Raw genomic sequence first — 15,262 nt, 5'->3', positions numbered from 1 at the left:
CATTATTCTTATAGAAGACAATAAAATTACAAATGCAACGGGAAGGAGCTGTAGGAGAGGGCTATGTGTAATTTTTGGGCAAGATACATATTACAGAACTTAAAAGTAAATCTGGTGGTTAGGTTGGTATCAACTAGATTATCTACTCAAAGCCTATTCTGGAATAGAATGGATGAACTAGAAATAATAGAGCCAATATAAAGTTAACTTTATTTCAATTAAAGCCTTAGATAGTATTTTTATCAACTAAATAAAGAGTGATTTTGAAAATCAATAGCAAATCAACTTTGCAATTCCACTTCTAATCATCTATTACATTATCCAACCAAATCTATCCGTGCAAAAACCTCAATGTTAATTCTCCATCTGAAGCTATCTCATTTTCTATAGCAAATCTATTCCGTTATCCCAGCTGAAAAAAATCTTTTTGGGTATCCGGAAAGTGTAGCTTTCCAAACCCTCCACAAAAATATTTCGAGCTTTCATCAATTGTCTTTCTTATTGTTTTCAAGGAATTGATTGCAGTTTTCATTGTTCCTGCCTGAATGGTAATCCGCATAGAAAAGTCAGAAACCTCACAAGGTGCAAATGCAGTTCATTGAAATTTTGATTCTTTATTATTCTCTTAGTATAAATCATCTGATCAGATATTAGTATAAAATCATCTTACTATCCATTAGTATAAATCGATTATAAGACTCTTCCATTATACCTTTTATCAGATTTAGTTTTAAATCGATTTTAATTGAATTCAAATAATCGAATTAATCGGATTTATTTAAAAATTAGTTAAACAGATTTAATCATAAAGTTTTAATAATAGAAAAAGTCAAAATTTCCTTCAAACTGCAATTACAGAATCTACAGGTTTTTAATTAGTAGGTGCGGGAAAACCAGGTCTCCGCCGCACACGGAGCAAAACAGATGAAATTCAATATTGTGAATGAAATTAAATTGAGTTACTCAAGAAAGGGAAATTGTGAAAGGCTAATCTCATCATCAAGGGATGCGGTGAAGGTTTTCAAAGAACATTTTGATTCTGATGAAATCGATTATCGAGAATCTTTCTTTGCGTTGTATCTGAACCAAGCTAACAAGGTGTTGGGAATTAAGAAAATATCTGAATGTGGGATTTCTTCGACTTTGGTCGATGTTCGGATTGTGATGCAGGCCGGTCTTCTTTGTAACGCTTCGGGGATCATTGTTGCTCATAATCATCCCTCCGGAAATCTTAAGCCTTCAAGCAGTGATGTTAAAATGACCGATCAGATTAAGGAGGCTTGTAAGGTGATGAGTATGTCTTTGCTTGATCACGTGATTTTGACTTCTGATTCACATTATTCTTTTGCGGATGATGGGATGATATAGGTATAGAAAATTATTAGGCTTCTTACAATTGCTTTTGATCGAGAATAGTGGTGAGATGAGATGAGATGAGATGGGATGTTGCGAGATGGGATGGGATGTTGCGAGATGATGCGATTTGAAGAGAAGAGAAGAGAAGAGAAGAGAAGAGAAGAGAAGAGAAGAGAAGAGAAGAGAAGAGAAGAGAAGAGAGGAGAAGAGAAGAGAAGAGAAGAGAAGAGAAGAGAAGAGAAGAGAAGAGAAGAGAAGAGAAGAGAAGAGAAGAGAAGAGAAGAGAAGAGAAGAGAAGAGAAGAGAAGAGAAGAGAAGAGAAGAGAAGTGAGGTGATGTGATGTGATGTGATGTGATGTGATGTGATGTGATGTGATGTGATGTGATGTGATGTGATGTGATGTGATGCGAAATGAAGTGAGATGTAATGAAGTTTAAAATTTTCTTAGAGGATAGCCACAGTTAAACATCTGAAAATTACAGTATGGTTACATTGAATTATAGTAAGCAATACTCAATTAATCTAATGAACAAAATAGAAATCAGATTAAAAACAAGGAGGATAAGTTCAAAACTAGCTAACAGATCATCATTTTAATTAGCTCAGAAATAACATTGAAACAATAAGATTAAAAACATATTAACGGATCAATCATTATTACTGATGGCATCCAAAAGTGTATTAAATAAAATAAGATTAAACACAAACATAATTAACAAATCAACATTATGAATAGCATCGGAAATCATACAGCAGTTTCAGAAGTCAGTACCTTATTGGTACTTCGCCACAGTAATAATTCTGTGGGGATTGTACAGAATGTGAATGAGCAGGGAAATCTCATAGAGGTTCAGCCCGACGGGAGTGGAATTGATACAATGCTAAGTGTAGATTCGTCGGCAGTATCTTTTTTAGATTTTTATACGGATTTTTATTATCAGCTTAAAAATCCTGCTGATTATTCATTTTTTAAAGTGAAGGAATATGAAGCGAGAGAAACTGCAATTGGACTGCAGAAGTATTTAGAATCTTCATCGGATAATGAGAAAAGTAATTTATATGACTATGCAGTTTCTATCGAGAGAGTAGAAGCCATCAGAAATCAGACAAAAGCTGGAAGAGGTTCTTTTAAAGTAGATAATAATTTTTATCAAAAACCATCTGAAATCAGCTCATTCCAGTACCGCTTTCAGATGGAAGATGTACCGTGGGACAGATTGTCAGAGATAAGTCTTGATAGAGATAAGTTGGAGTGCTTGGGAGTGTTGGATTGTTTGCTGAAAGGCTATAAAACGCATGAGCTGATACCTTTAGCATTAAAGAATGGAAAATCAGCAGTTAAGGCTGATGCAAGATTGCAGTTGAGATTGAATAATGATGGGGAAGTGGTGGTTTGTATTTATAGAGTACAAGACAGACCGAATTTTGACCAGTTGTTTTTCGGTCATAGGTTTAGCCAGGAGGATGAAATTAATCTGTTGAATTCTGGTAATATGGGCAGGGTTGTGGAGCTTCTTAATGAAGCGACGGGAGAATTGATACCTTCTTTAATCAGTATGGATAGGCTAACTAATGAATTGTTTTTTTTGAGGACTGATTTTGTCAGAATTCCTGTGGTAGTTTGTGGTGTTCAGCTTGATAGGGCACAGCAGAGAATTCTGAAAGAGGGAAAGCCTCTGTTTGTTGAGGGGATGATTTCTCGCAAGGGAAAATCTTTTTGTGCAACTTTGCAGTTCAATGCGGAAAAGCAGTGTATTGAGTTTTTATTTGAGAATGATTTGAAAAGTGCTAATGGTGGAGGTGTGAAAGGTTTTGAAAAAGTAATTCCTACAAGCTTCAGAGGGAAACCACTTCGGAAATGGCAGATTGAGAAATTGAAAAAAGGGGAGTGTGTCTATATTGATGGGCTTGAAAGTAGAGGTGGTAAGAGGTATCAGGGGTATATCCGTTTAGAGAAGGTCAGCGGTTTGTTGGAGTTTTCTTTCAAGAATTCTAAAAAATTGTAGAGAAGTTAATTGCTTGATTTGATTTTATATTGGGGTAATTTCAGAAATGATTTTCAACTGAAAAGTCTTTCTTGGCTTTGCAGTTTTTTTGCTTTATTGAGGGTTGTTGATAATTGGATTTTATGTGGACGACTGGAAAAAATCTGGCGGCAAAAATGCAATTCCTCCCTGTGGTCGGAAACGCATTTTTGCGGAAATTTGAGCAACCCTATTTCTAAAACATTTCCAAGTGGGGCATTTCTATGTTTTGAAAAAAGGTTGCAAATTATTAAGTAAAGACTTAAGTAATTTCTAATCGATATTTATTTTAATTCCGGCTAGTATTATTTAAAAAGAGCAATAAATGGTAAGCCTACATTTATCCCGATTGTTGGTTTTACCTCATATTCAGAGTTATTAGCATAGTTTCCGACATCTCTTAAAATAATTTGGGGTTCAATATTAATTGGAGTGGATTTTCCCTTAAACCGTAGTGGAATTCCAAAACGTAAATTTGTAGCACTGTAAAAGCCAATGTTTTTCTCAAATGAAGCACTAATTCCAGGTGTCAATAATTTTTCTTTACCCTTGTCGTTTGTATTTGAAAGAGAAACTACTAATTGTAAACTGAAAGTGTTGGTTATAAATTCTTCATAAGTGCCAATGTATGCTTTGTTATTTTCCAAAACTGCCAGATTGCTTTGATTTGTTTGAGGGAATTGTGAATATTTATAGTAATCAACTGAAGTCATCAAGTCAGCTATTGCAGAATTATTTTGAAAGACTTTCCAAGTAGATGACAGATAGAAAGATATAGTATTATTGAATTCCCAAATAGTATTTCCTTGAAGATTTACTTCCCATAAATTTAATTTTTGAGACTCAAAATTATTTGCACTATTACTCGCTATAAAGGTTTTGCGCTCTTTAAAAGGATAGAAGCCCCAAAGCGAAATCCAATAATTTTTATACCAATTATATGAATTTCTTTTATAAAGTCTATTCACTTCTGCAGAAGCTATTTGATCTTTATAATCATGCAAAGTGGGTAATTTATCAGATTCTTCAATAATTAATGAATCAAGTTTTTTATTATCATTAATTGTCAGAGAATCTAGATATGCGATAGTATTAGTATAGATAGTGTAATCCTTTACACTGTCTTCCTTACTGCCCTTTTTCTCATCCTCTAGTTTTTGCTTAGCTGTATTTCGAAGATCAGCTATTACACGCTGAATTTGTGCCTTGGAATTTTTAATTCTTTCAGCTGATACTGGATGTACTAATTTAGCTTCCAGTTAAAGTTAAGCATAAAACCTTAATTTTAACCTATGAAAGGAGAGCGAAAAATCTACGATCCTGCTTTTAAAACCAAAGCTGTTGAGCTAAGCAAAGAACGAACTAATGTGTCAGAACTCGCAAGGGAGCTGGGAATCGCAGTCACGCTGCTTTACAAATGGCGTAAGGAGTACGAAGAATTTGGAGAAAGAAGTTTTCCAGGGAATGGAAAACTGAAACTGACACCCGAACAGGAAAAGATTCATGAGCTGGAAAAAAAGTTGAAGGATGCAGAATTAGAACGAGATATATTAAAAAAAGCAATCGGCATCTTCTCCAAGAGCGGTCGCTGAAATATAAATTCATAAAAAATAATGAATCTATTTTCCCGATTGAAAAGATGTGCAATGTTTTAAAACTATGTTCCAGTGGTTATTACAAATGGAAAAACAGGCCTTGCAGCAAGAAATTGCTTTTGAAGGAAAAAATAAAACAGCAAATCACTTCAATATATTTTTCATCAAAACAGCGCTATGGCAGCCCTAGGATTACGTCTGAGCTAAATTCCTTGGGTTACAAAATATCCCGAGTCACAGTGGCTAAATATATGAAAGAGCTTGGACTGCGAAGTAAACTGAGCAAGAAATTTAAAGTGACTACAAACTCTAAACACAATTATTTGGTGGTAGAAAATGTGCTGGACAGGAATTTTATAGCCGAAAAACCTGCGCAAGTTTGGGTTTCTGATATTACCTACATTCAAACCAAAGAAGGATTTTTGTACTTGACAACAGTGATTGATTTGTATGATCGGAAAATCATTGGATGGAGTTTAAGCAACGGAATGAGCACCGAAGAGACAAGTCTTTCTGCCTGGAAAATGGCTGTCAAAAACAGAAAAATAGGGGAAAGTCTAATTTTTCATAGCGACAGAGGCGTTCAATATGCAAGCAGAAAATTTGCAAATACTCTGGAATTTTATGGAGTTACAAGAAGCATGAGCCGGAGAGGAAATTGTTGGGATAACGCTGTGGCAGAGAGCTTTTTCAAATCTTTGAAAACAGAACTGATTTATGGAAACAAGCTTATTACAAAAGAAAAAATGGAGCTGGAAATATTTGAATATATTGAAATATGGTACAACAAAAAAAGACGCCACAGTGCCTTGAATTATCAAACTATTGAAGAGTTTAACAATCAAAACAAAATTTATCAAAATGTAGCTTAACTTATACTGGAAATTTTGTTTGCATATCCAGTGCCGTATTTTCAAAAGATTGGATTCTGAATTACAGAAATAGAAAAAATTTGTCCGATACCATCCTGTTCAAAAAAAAATACAAACGATTTGAGATCAATTCTCCCTGGAATTATACTCATTTTTATATTTATCCGACAGATACTATTTTACCATACTCCTTTTACAGACACGCTGAAAAAGATTATCAAGGAAGGTTGGAACGTATTGATTCTTATAATAAGAAGAATGACATTTTTGTAACTCTCCAACTATTGCCGAGAAAGAATTGGGATGAACAAGCGAAGGAATTATTTGAATTTAACCACTTTGTCAGAAATAGAAAAAGCAATTAAAGTATGGATAGGAGATTCATATGTTATTTATGTCTAAAATAATCTTAATTAAAGCAAAATCATCTACCTTCCAAATTTTTATTCCAGATTAATCCTAAATAGCCTTGCAACATATTGCAAGGCTTTTTTTTTTAGGAATTATTGTCGATTTTTATTGAATAATTAAATAGAAATCTATTAACTTTTTTTACTACTTAAATAGGATTTTTAGTTAATTGAAATACTCAGTTCCAGCTTTCAAATAATCATCTCTAAAGTGTCTAAAAGAAAAGCCAAGAAACATTGTACAATTGATGGTTCAAATAAATTTGATCCAGAGTCAATTATGAAGTTTCAGGAAATGAAATTAAATTTAGCAATAAAAATACTTGAAAAGTCAGGGATTTTTGTTTCAGAGGAAGAGGCTTCGGAAATATTATCTTTTTTAAATTTTCTTGCTAAAATTACTATCAAAGAGTTTCTCCTAAATGAAGAATAATTTTATATTTTAGTGACTCGAAAGCATTTAAAACTTACGTTATTTAATAATTGTAAGTAATCCTATTTTTTTTCTACGTTAAATAATAAAATTATGAAAATTGCTGATTTATATATTCGTGTTTCAACAGATGAGCAAGCTGATAAAGGTTACTCACAACGTGATCAGGAAGAAAGGTTAAGGAAACATTGTATCTCCCTGAATATGACGATTGGTACTGTAATTTATGAAGATCACTCTGCAAAAACTTTTGAAAGACCAGAATGGAAAAAATTCCTATCTGCACATAAAAGATTAAGAGGTGCTAAAGAAAGTAGATTTTTATTTTTCACAAAGTGGGATCGCTTTAGTCGTAATACTAGCGAAGCTTATCAGATGATTTCTACGTTAAATAAGTTAAATATCACGCCACAAGCTATCGAGCAACCTTTAGATCTTAGAGTACCCGAAAATAAATTATTATTGGCCATATATTTATCTACTCCTGAAGTTGAAAATGATAGAAGAGCTCTTAATGTCACTTATGGAATGAGAAGAGCAATCAAAGAGGGGAGGATGATGGGTATCGCTCCATATGGATATATTAATCGAAGTAAAGAAGATGGCCGAAAATATGTTGCCGTAAAAGAGCCTGAAGCAACAAATATGATTTGGGCTTTTAAACAAGTTGCAAAAGGACATCTTCCTACAGCGGTTGTTTTAAAAGAAATGAATAAAAGAGAAGGTAGAAAACTTACCAAAAATTCTTTTATGGAAGCATTAAGAAATGTAGCTTATATTGGAAAACTTTTTTTAAAGGCTTATAACGATGAAGAAGAAAGGATTGTTGAAGGAAGGCACGAACCATTGATTTCAGAAGAATTATTTATGAAGGTACAAAATATCCTTTATAGAAAAAGCAATCAAGATAATTTTTTGCCCTCTGGAAGAATTATTAATGAAGAACGTTATCCTTTAAGAGGGCTTCTACTTTGTCCACATTGTAATAAAAATCTTACTGGTAGTAGTGCCAAAGGAAGAAGTAAACATTATTATTATTACCATTGCACAACGTCATGTGGATTTAGGTACAATTCTGAAATTGTTAATGACCTATTTGTTGAAGAACTATCAAAATTTAGTTTTAAAAGTGGTGCAGAAACAATATTGAAAACAATTCTAAAGCAAAATTTTTCTGTTGCCTTAAATGGTTTAAATTATGAGCGAAAAGTTTATCAAAACAAACTTACCACTATAGAGCAACGAATTGAAAAAGCCAGGGATATGTTTATAGAAGATAAATTAGATGAAGAAGATTTTAGAAGTATAAAAATAAAGTACAAAGGAGAAATCGAAAACCTGAAGTTTAAATTAAATTCTCTAAAAAATTCTGCCGAAAATGACAATATTGGATTAAAGATAGGTCAAGCGCTAAATGCTATCACCAATATATCTGAGAGATACAAAAACGCATCGACAATAGATAAGAGGGCAATTGTTGGTTTGATATATCCTGAAAAGTTAATCTTTGATGGAGAGAGTTTTCAAACCACAAAAATCAATAGTTTAGCTAGTTTTATATTCCTGATAAAGAAAGAATTAGGAAATAAAAAAAACCGACAAAGAAGCGAAAATTCTTCTAATGTCGGTCTTGTGAACTCGACAGGATTCAAACCTGTAACCTTCTGAGCCGTAATCAGATGCGCTATTCAGTTGCGCCACGAGTCCGTTTTATTGGTTTGCAAATATAGTACTTTTTTGCTTTCTTTGGAAGATGAAACGCATTTTTTTACTTTTAATTTTCTTTCTTTTTGCATTTTCTTGTAAAAAAGAAATTTCTAAATCAGATTCAGGAAATATAACTATCTCGGAAAGAGTTAATTATTCTGATGAATCAAAAAAATTGGTTATTAATTCTGGAAAATTTAAAAATGTCATTCCTAAAGAAAAACTACCATTTAGGAAAGCAATGTTGCTTAATTCAAGCTTGATTGGTTACTTTTCTGAGCTAAATCTTGAAAATAAAATCATAGGTGTTTCCAGCCCAGAGTATATTTTCTCAGAAAAGATCCATCAATTAATTAATCAAAATCAAATTCTCAATATCGGAAATGAGCAGAAGTACGATATCGAAAAAATCCTTTCTAATAAACCAGATGTTATTTTTACCAATTATGTTCCCAATTTTGCTAACACTTATGACATCTTAAAGAAAAATGGAATCGAACTGATTTTCTTGGACGAATTCCTGGAGCAAAATCCATTAGAAAAATCAAAATATCTTTTGTTATTTGGAAAATTATTTGGAGCAGAAGAACAAGCGGAAAAGGTATTCAAAAATATCGAAGACAATTACAAAAAGATTCAGACCTTAGCATCTAAAACAGTAAATAAACCAAATATTCTCTGCAACGAAATGTACGGAAGCCAATGGTTTTTGCCTGGAGGAAATTCCTTCGTTGCAAGGTTAATCTATGATGCAGGAGGAAATTACATTTTAAAAGATAACAAAGAATCCTCCTCCGTTCCATTGAGTTTTGAAGAAGTTTTCGTTAAGTCAGAGAGTGTCAATTATTGGATTAATATCAGTCCACATCAAAACAGAAAAGAATTATTGACTCTCAATCCAAATTACAGCAAGATGAAAGTCTTCAATTCTGGGAACTTATATATGATAAACAACCGCGAGAAAGATGGTTCGAATGACTATTTTGAGTCTGGTGTTGTAAGATGTGATTTGGTTTTGAGAGATTATTTCAAGATATTTCATCCGGAAGATGTAACTTTCAAATCAGAACCTTTAGTTTATATGAAAGAGCTCAAATAATGAAAGAACAGAATTACAAAGTCGATTTTTTCGTAGGGATTTTATTGGTTGTCGGGCTGTTTATTGGTCAGTCATTGATGTATGCAATTGGTTTAGGATTGTCTTCATTTTTCGGACAAGACATTAGTGATACTGGGATTTTCAATATTTTGATGTACACGGCATCAATGGTAGTTCCTATTCTCTTTTTCGATTTTTTTATCGTAAGAAAAGATGGCAACAAACTCAATTTCGATTTCTCCACCAAGCCATTTCGGGTTTATCTATTGATATTTCCAATGATGTTTGGGATGATGCTAATCGCAGATTACACCACACAGCTCATTCCGACAACAGGCGATTTGCTTGGCGAGATTTACAAAATGTACTCAGAACAATTTGCAAAACTCGCTAAAGAACCAATTTCTTTATTAATAATGACAGTTATTCTCGCTCCAATTCTGGAAGAAATCCTTTTTAGAGGCATCATTATGAAAGGAATGCTGAATAACAAAGTCAAACCAGTTACGGCAATTATTGTTTCGGCTTTCATTTTTGGTGTTGTCCATTTCAATCCTTGGCAGTTTGCGGGTGCATTGTTGCTCGGTTTGGTATTAGGTTTGGTATATTACAAAACCAAATCGCTGCTGATGTCAATTTTGCTTCACGCATTCAACAATCTGGTGTCGGCGATGATGATGTTATACTCAGACTCAGAAACTTTTTCTGATTTGTTTAAAATTAAACCCGAACTGTTATTAGCAGCAGGATTAGCGATTTTTATAATTCCATTTTATTTTTTCGCAATCCAGAAGAATATTATTTATAAAGATTAAATTTAGGGCAGCTTAATCCGTCCTCCGTTCCCGCTATCCGCCTATGGCGGATGAGCTCCACTCAGGCCGGGCTGCACAAGATTCCACTTTTTAATATGGAATTAATTATCATTTATCAACCATCAATTATATATAAATGGAGATTTTAGTAGCAACACATAATTTGCATAAAAAAGAAGAGATACAACAGATATTAGGAACGGATTATGTCGTTACAAGTTTATCAGACTACGATTTGAACGAAGAAATCATCGAGGATGGAAATACCTTTGCTGAAAATGCATTAATCAAAGCCAAATATTGCTTCGAACAAACCGGAAAACCAAGTGTTGGTGATGACAGTGGATTAGTTGTAGAAGCTTTAGACGGACGACCGGGGATTTATTCGGCTCGTTACGCAGGGAATCACAATTTCAAAAAAAATATTGAGAAAGTTTTGGAAGAGATGAAAGACGAACCGAATAGGAGAGCGTATTTCATCACAATGTTATGTTTCAAAGACCAAGACGGCGAACATTATTTCGAAGGTCGGGTTTATGGTAATTTGACAAAAGAAGTTTTTGGAGCAGAAGGATTTGGTTACGACCCGATTTTTGTTCCGGACGATTACAATATGACATTTGCAGAAATGTTGCCGGAGGAAAAAAATAAAATCAGCCACAGAAGTGAAGCTTTGAAAAAATTCTTAGAATTTCTCAATTCCAGAGGGGGTGTTTTGTAGTTATTTGTAATGTTTTCGTATATTTACCTAGTTATTTTCAATACCCTTTAGAAAATTGAGTACATATCTTACCATCTTAGGATTCAATTCAGCAATTCCAACCATAAATTCTTCACCGACTTCTCAGTTTCTGGAAATGGAAGAACGTCATTTCCTCATCGATTGTGGCGAAGGAACCCAGGTGCAGATGCGTAAGGCAAAAGTTCGTTTTTCTAAAATTAACCACATTTTTATTTCCCATCTTCACGGTGACCATTGTTTTGGTTTGCCAGGATTGGTAGCCTCTTTTAGATTATTAGGAAGGAAAACACCACTGAATATCTATGGCCCAAAAGGTATTAAGAAAATGATGGATACGATTTTTGAAATTACAGAAACTTACAAAGGTTTTGAAGTCATTTATCATGAGCTGGATGGTAAAGAATCCGTCAAAATCTATGAAGATAAAAGGGTAGAAGTTTACACCATTCCACTGAATCACAGAATCTATTGCAACGGTTATCTTTTCAAAGAAAAACCAAAAGAGCGTCATCTCAATATGAAAGAGATTTCCAAACACAAAGAAATTGAAATCTGTGATTTTCAGAACTTGCGTTTAGGAAAAGATTTTGTTTTAGAAGACGGAGCAGTAATCAAAAATGATTTGTTGACAACTGACCCAAAACCGTCTGTTTCTTATGCGTTTTGTAGTGATACGAAATATAAAGAAGATATCATCCCAATCATAGAAAATGTAGATGTTCTTTACCACGAATCTACTTTCCTTCACGTCTTGAAAGAAATGGCAGATTATACTGGTCATTCTACCGCTTTGGAGGCAGCAACTATTGCCAAAAAAGCGCAAGTCGGAAAATTGATTTTAGGTCATTTCTCAAACCGTTACAGTGATCTCAGTGTAATGACTGATGAGGCTAGACAAATCTTTCCAAACTCTTTTTTACCAAAAGCTTTGGAAACAATTAAGATTGGATAACTCAATTTGATAATAATATAATTGATAATAATTTATTTTATTTGAATTATTAATAATTTTCAAACTCTATTTTTGATTCTGAAATACTTTAAACAACATCTATACTTACAATACAAATTGCGAGGATTATACACAGCAATGCTACAAAGAAAAGTCCATCAGCAAAATTTTCCAATTTGACAGAAACTTTTTCTTTCTCAGATTTGATGGCGAGAAATGATAAAGCGCAACTTAAAGCCAAACAGAAAATAGCTACAACAGCAAACTCGTCCAGATAGGAGTAGTGGTTGAATTTGGAAATTTTTAAAGACGTAATAATAACGAGACAAAATCCTAACAGATTAGTTGAAGCATTCAGAATGTGAGGCGCGGTTTTCTTCATCGGATATATTTTGTTTTAAAATTATTAAAATATTATGCAATCTTCTTCATATTTATAATAGTTTATGGAAGCTTAAAAATTTCTTTAATCTAAAAATATCATTTTCACAAAAATTAGCTAAAAAATTTTATATTTGTCAAAACTCTTTGATATGCAATCAACTTATATAGAAACTCAGCAAATCTCTTTTCAAGACTTCAAAAGCAGTATTCTGAATGATTATCGACTCGGAAGAATTTCCCGTGAGATGTCATATTTAGGAAGACGAGAAGTTCTTACAGGGAAAGCAAAATTTGGGATTTTTGGAGATGGTAAAGAATTGCCACAGTTGGCGATGGCAAAAGTTTTCAGAAACGGAGATTTCCGCTCTGGTTATTACAGAGATCAGACTTTCGCCCTGGCAATTGATGCAGTTTCTGTTGAAAGTTTCTTCGCACAGTTATACGCTGATACAAGTGTTGAGAGAGAGCCAGCTTCAGCAGGTCGTCAAATGAACGGCCATTATGCAACAAGAAGTTTGAATGCTGATGGAAGCTGGAAAAATTTAATGGCTCAGAAAAATATTTCGTCCGATATTTCTCCAACAGCCGGACAAATGCCAAGATTATTAGGTCTAGCACAAGCTTCTAAAGTTTATAAATCAGTTAAATTTGATGGTTCTGAGAAATTTTCAAAAGACGGCAACGAAGTGGCGTTTGGAACAATTGGGGATGCTTCTACAGCTGAAGGTCATTTCTGGGAAACACTGAATGCCGCTTGTGCATTACAGGTTCCGATGATTGTTTCGATTTGGGATGATGGGTACGGGATTTCTGTTCCGACACAAAATCAAAGAGCGAAAGCAGATATCTCTGAAATGCTTTCTGGTTTCCAAAGAAACGAAGGCGAAAATCAAGGTTGTGAAATTATTCAGGTAAAAGCTTGGGATTATCCGGCATTGATGGAAGCTTATGCGAAAGCGGAACATTTTGCAAGATACGAAAGCGTTCCTGTTGTAATCCATGTGACCGAAGTGACTCAACCACAAGGACATTCAACTTCTGGTTCACACGAACGTTACAAATCTGAAGACAGATTAAGCTGGGAAGCTGAGTTTGATGGATTAATTAAATTCAGAGAATGGATATTGGATTACAGCATCGAAATTGAAGGTCAGGAAGAAGTTCTTGCTACGGCAGAGGAATTAGATTCAATTGATTCTGAAGCTAAGAAATTAGTTAAAGAAGGACAGAAAAAGGCTTGGGAAGCCTACCAAAAAACAATTTCTGATCTTAAATCCGAAGTTTTGCCTCTTGTAGAATCTATTAAAAATCAAAACTCAGAAATTGGAAATCTAATCGAAACTTTCAACAAAATTATTTCTGTAAGCAAGAAAGATGTTTTCCAACTAGTGAGAAAGACATTATTGTTGACAAGAAGTCAAAATTCATCTGAAAGAAATATATTGAAATCCAAATATGAAGAGATTTTAAAAATCGAAAAAGATAATTATTCTTCTCATTTATATTCGGAATCTCAATGGAAAGCGACTAATATCAAAGAAATCAAACCAATATTCTCTGAATCTTCCGAAGAAGTGGATGGTAGAGTAGTTGTAAGAAATAACTTCGATAAAATCTTTGAAAAATATCCTCAATCTTTGGTTTTTGGAGAAGATGCAGGAAATATCGGAGACGTCAATCAAGGTCTGGAAGGTCTTCAGGAAAAATATGGTGATGTAAGAATCGCTGATACTGGAATCCGTGAAGCTACAATTCTTGGACAAGGAATTGGAATGGCAATGAGAGGTTTGAGACCAATTGCCGAAATTCAATATCTTGATTATATTTTGTATTGTCTTCAAGGGATGAGCGATGATTTGGCAACAGTTCAATACAGAACCAAAGGTGGTCAAAAAGCACCGGTTATTATTAGAACGAGAGGTCACAGACTGGAAGGTGTTTGGCACTCCGGTTCGCCAATGGCAGGAATTCTGAACCTTTCTAAAGGTATCAACATTCTTGTTCCGAGAAGCTTAACAAAGGCTGCCGGATTCTATAACACAATGCTTCAAAGTGACGAGCCGGCTGTGATTGTAGAATGCTTGAACGGTTATAGACTGAAAGAAAAACAACCAGACAATTTAGGAGAATTCACAGTTCCGGTTGGGAAAATCGAAATTACGAAAGAAGGTTCTGACGTGACTTTGGTAACTTATGGTTCAACATGGAGAGTTGTAACTGAGGCTGCAAATGAATTAGAAAAATTAGGAATTTCTACAGAAGTAATTGATATTCAGTCTTTGATTCCATTTGATTTATCTCACGAGATTGCGGAGAGTGTTAAGAAAACCAACCGCTTAGTTGTGATTGATGAAGATGTAGAAGGTGGAACTTCAGCGTTTATTCTACAACAGATTTTGGAGAAACAAAAAGCATTTAGATATCTTGATTCAGATCCGTTGACAATTTCGGCTGAAAATCACAGACCAGCTTATGCGAGTGATGGAGATTATTTCAGTAAGCCTTCCGCAGATGATATTGTGGAAAAAGTCTATCAATTATTCACTGAGTTAAATCCGGCAAAGTATCCAGCGATTTACTAATAAAGAAATTAAAATAAACCAAATAAACTTTTTGAAGATTCTATCTTCAGAAGGTTATTTTTTTGTAAATCTTCTACAAAGTCTTCTTCGTTATTGTGGCGAATATCAATCTTCTCAAAAGTAGATTTTCTGTAGGCATAACCCTCCATAAAGTCTTTGTTATCATTCCATTGCTGCAGATCCATCTTTCTCATCCACCTTACAAAATGCGAATGTGAATCAGCTTTGAAACTTTTATTTCTTTTTAACAAAGTATACTTCATTAGGTTAAAATTATTAAACAAATGTAA

The 15,262-nt window shown here is 33.9% G+C and carries 14 protein-coding genes, 1 tRNA gene and 1 pseudogene; 12 read left to right on the top strand and 4 right to left on the bottom strand.

All coding sequences use genetic code 11. From position 1 onward, the window contains the following. Positions 1 to 924 precede the first annotated feature (924 nt). From KI430_RS04980 to KI430_RS04970, 3 genes are all read left to right on the top strand, one after another. On the top strand, positions 925 to 1,368 hold the full coding sequence (locus tag KI430_RS04980; RefSeq protein WP_248877165.1) for a JAB domain-containing protein: 444 nt from the start codon (positions 925 to 927) through the stop codon (positions 1,366 to 1,368). Positions 1,369 to 1,483: 115 nt separating this feature from the next. Further along, positions 1,484 to 1,687 (top strand): hypothetical protein, encoded by a 204-nt coding sequence (locus KI430_RS04975; RefSeq protein WP_248877164.1) that lies wholly within the window; start codon positions 1,484 to 1,486, stop codon positions 1,685 to 1,687. 398 nt (positions 1,688 to 2,085) lie between these two features. Next, complete coding sequence (locus KI430_RS04970; protein ID WP_248877163.1) at positions 2,086 to 3,363, top strand: DUF3945 domain-containing protein; 1,278 nt, start codon at positions 2,086 to 2,088, stop codon at positions 3,361 to 3,363. 323 nt (positions 3,364 to 3,686) lie between these two features. On the opposite strand, the gene KI430_RS04965 is transcribed toward KI430_RS04970, so the two are convergent. Then, complete coding sequence (locus KI430_RS04965) at positions 3,687 to 4,385, bottom strand: hypothetical protein (RefSeq protein WP_248877162.1); 699 nt, start codon at positions 4,383 to 4,385, stop codon at positions 3,687 to 3,689. Positions 4,386 to 4,673: 288 nt separating this feature from the next. Here KI430_RS04965 and KI430_RS04960 point away from each other — a divergent pair. The 4 genes and pseudogenes from KI430_RS04960 (at position 4,674) to KI430_RS04945 (ending at position 8,359) form a co-directional block, all read left to right on the top strand. Next, positions 4,674 to 5,848 (top strand): IS3 family transposase gene (locus KI430_RS04960; RefSeq protein WP_248874265.1). Its coding sequence is split into 2 segments (ribosomal slippage): positions 4,674 to 4,932 and positions 4,932 to 5,848, totalling 1,176 coding nucleotides; the frame shifts between segments, so codons are not numbered across the junction. Between the two features lie 32 nt (positions 5,849 to 5,880). After that, positions 5,881 to 6,213, top strand: a pseudogene (locus tag KI430_RS04955) (hypothetical protein); the annotation flags it as partial. Positions 6,214 to 6,469: 256 nt separating this feature from the next. Continuing rightward, positions 6,470 to 6,691, top strand: coding sequence for a hypothetical protein (locus KI430_RS04950; RefSeq protein WP_248877161.1), 222 nt, complete (start codon positions 6,470 to 6,472; stop codon positions 6,689 to 6,691). Positions 6,692 to 6,784: 93 nt separating this feature from the next. Continuing rightward, positions 6,785 to 8,359: a recombinase family protein gene (locus KI430_RS04945; protein ID WP_248877160.1), complete on the top strand. Its 1,575-nt coding sequence runs from the start codon at positions 6,785 to 6,787 to the stop codon at positions 8,357 to 8,359. On the opposite strand, the gene KI430_RS04940 is transcribed toward KI430_RS04945, so the two are convergent. Further along, positions 8,325 to 8,398 (bottom strand) — tRNA-Arg (locus KI430_RS04940). The genes KI430_RS04945 and KI430_RS04940 overlap by 35 nt on opposite strands. Positions 8,399 to 8,444: 46 nt before the next feature. Between KI430_RS04940 and KI430_RS04935 the strand changes: the two genes are divergently transcribed. From KI430_RS04935 to KI430_RS04920, 4 genes are all read left to right on the top strand, one after another. Continuing rightward, positions 8,445 to 9,497 carry an ABC transporter substrate-binding protein gene (locus tag KI430_RS04935; protein ID WP_248877159.1) on the top strand — a complete coding sequence of 351 codons (1,053 nt, stop codon included), beginning with the start codon at positions 8,445 to 8,447 and terminating at the stop codon, positions 9,495 to 9,497. Beyond that, on the top strand, positions 9,497 to 10,312 hold the full coding sequence (locus tag KI430_RS04930; protein WP_248877158.1) for a CPBP family intramembrane glutamic endopeptidase: 816 nt from the start codon (positions 9,497 to 9,499) through the stop codon (positions 10,310 to 10,312). Before KI430_RS04935 ends, KI430_RS04930 begins: the two co-directional genes overlap by 1 nt. A gap of 136 nt (positions 10,313 to 10,448) precedes the next feature. Beyond that, entirely contained in the window at positions 10,449 to 11,033 is a 585-nt protein-coding gene (rdgB, locus tag KI430_RS04925) for an RdgB/HAM1 family non-canonical purine NTP pyrophosphatase (protein ID WP_248877157.1), read from the top strand. 55 nt (positions 11,034 to 11,088) lie between these two features. After that, a complete protein-coding gene (locus KI430_RS04920) occupies positions 11,089 to 12,006 on the top strand; it encodes a ribonuclease Z (protein ID WP_248877156.1) in 918 nt (305 codons plus the stop codon). Between the two features lie 88 nt (positions 12,007 to 12,094). On the opposite strand, the gene KI430_RS04915 is transcribed toward KI430_RS04920, so the two are convergent. After that, positions 12,095 to 12,388, bottom strand: a complete 294-nt coding sequence (locus KI430_RS04915) for a hypothetical protein (RefSeq protein WP_074234141.1) — start codon at positions 12,386 to 12,388, stop codon at positions 12,095 to 12,097. A gap of 151 nt (positions 12,389 to 12,539) precedes the next feature. Here KI430_RS04915 and KI430_RS04910 point away from each other — a divergent pair, with 151 nt between their 5' ends. After that, on the top strand, positions 12,540 to 14,972 hold the full coding sequence (locus KI430_RS04910) for a thiamine pyrophosphate-dependent enzyme (protein WP_248877155.1): 2,433 nt from the start codon (positions 12,540 to 12,542) through the stop codon (positions 14,970 to 14,972). A gap of 8 nt (positions 14,973 to 14,980) precedes the next feature. On the opposite strand, the gene KI430_RS04905 is transcribed toward KI430_RS04910, so the two are convergent. Next, a complete protein-coding gene (locus KI430_RS04905; RefSeq protein ID WP_248877154.1) occupies positions 14,981 to 15,235 on the bottom strand; it encodes a hypothetical protein in 255 nt (84 codons plus the stop codon). Positions 15,236 to 15,262: the final 27 nt, after the last annotated feature.

Origin of the sequence: Epilithonimonas zeae (assembly GCF_023278365.1) — a bacterium.
GTDB lineage: Bacteria > Bacteroidota > Bacteroidia > Flavobacteriales > Weeksellaceae > Epilithonimonas > Epilithonimonas zeae_A.
The sequence above is the reverse complement of the archived record's forward strand: the minus strand, read 5'-3'. Positions and strand labels throughout refer to the sequence as shown.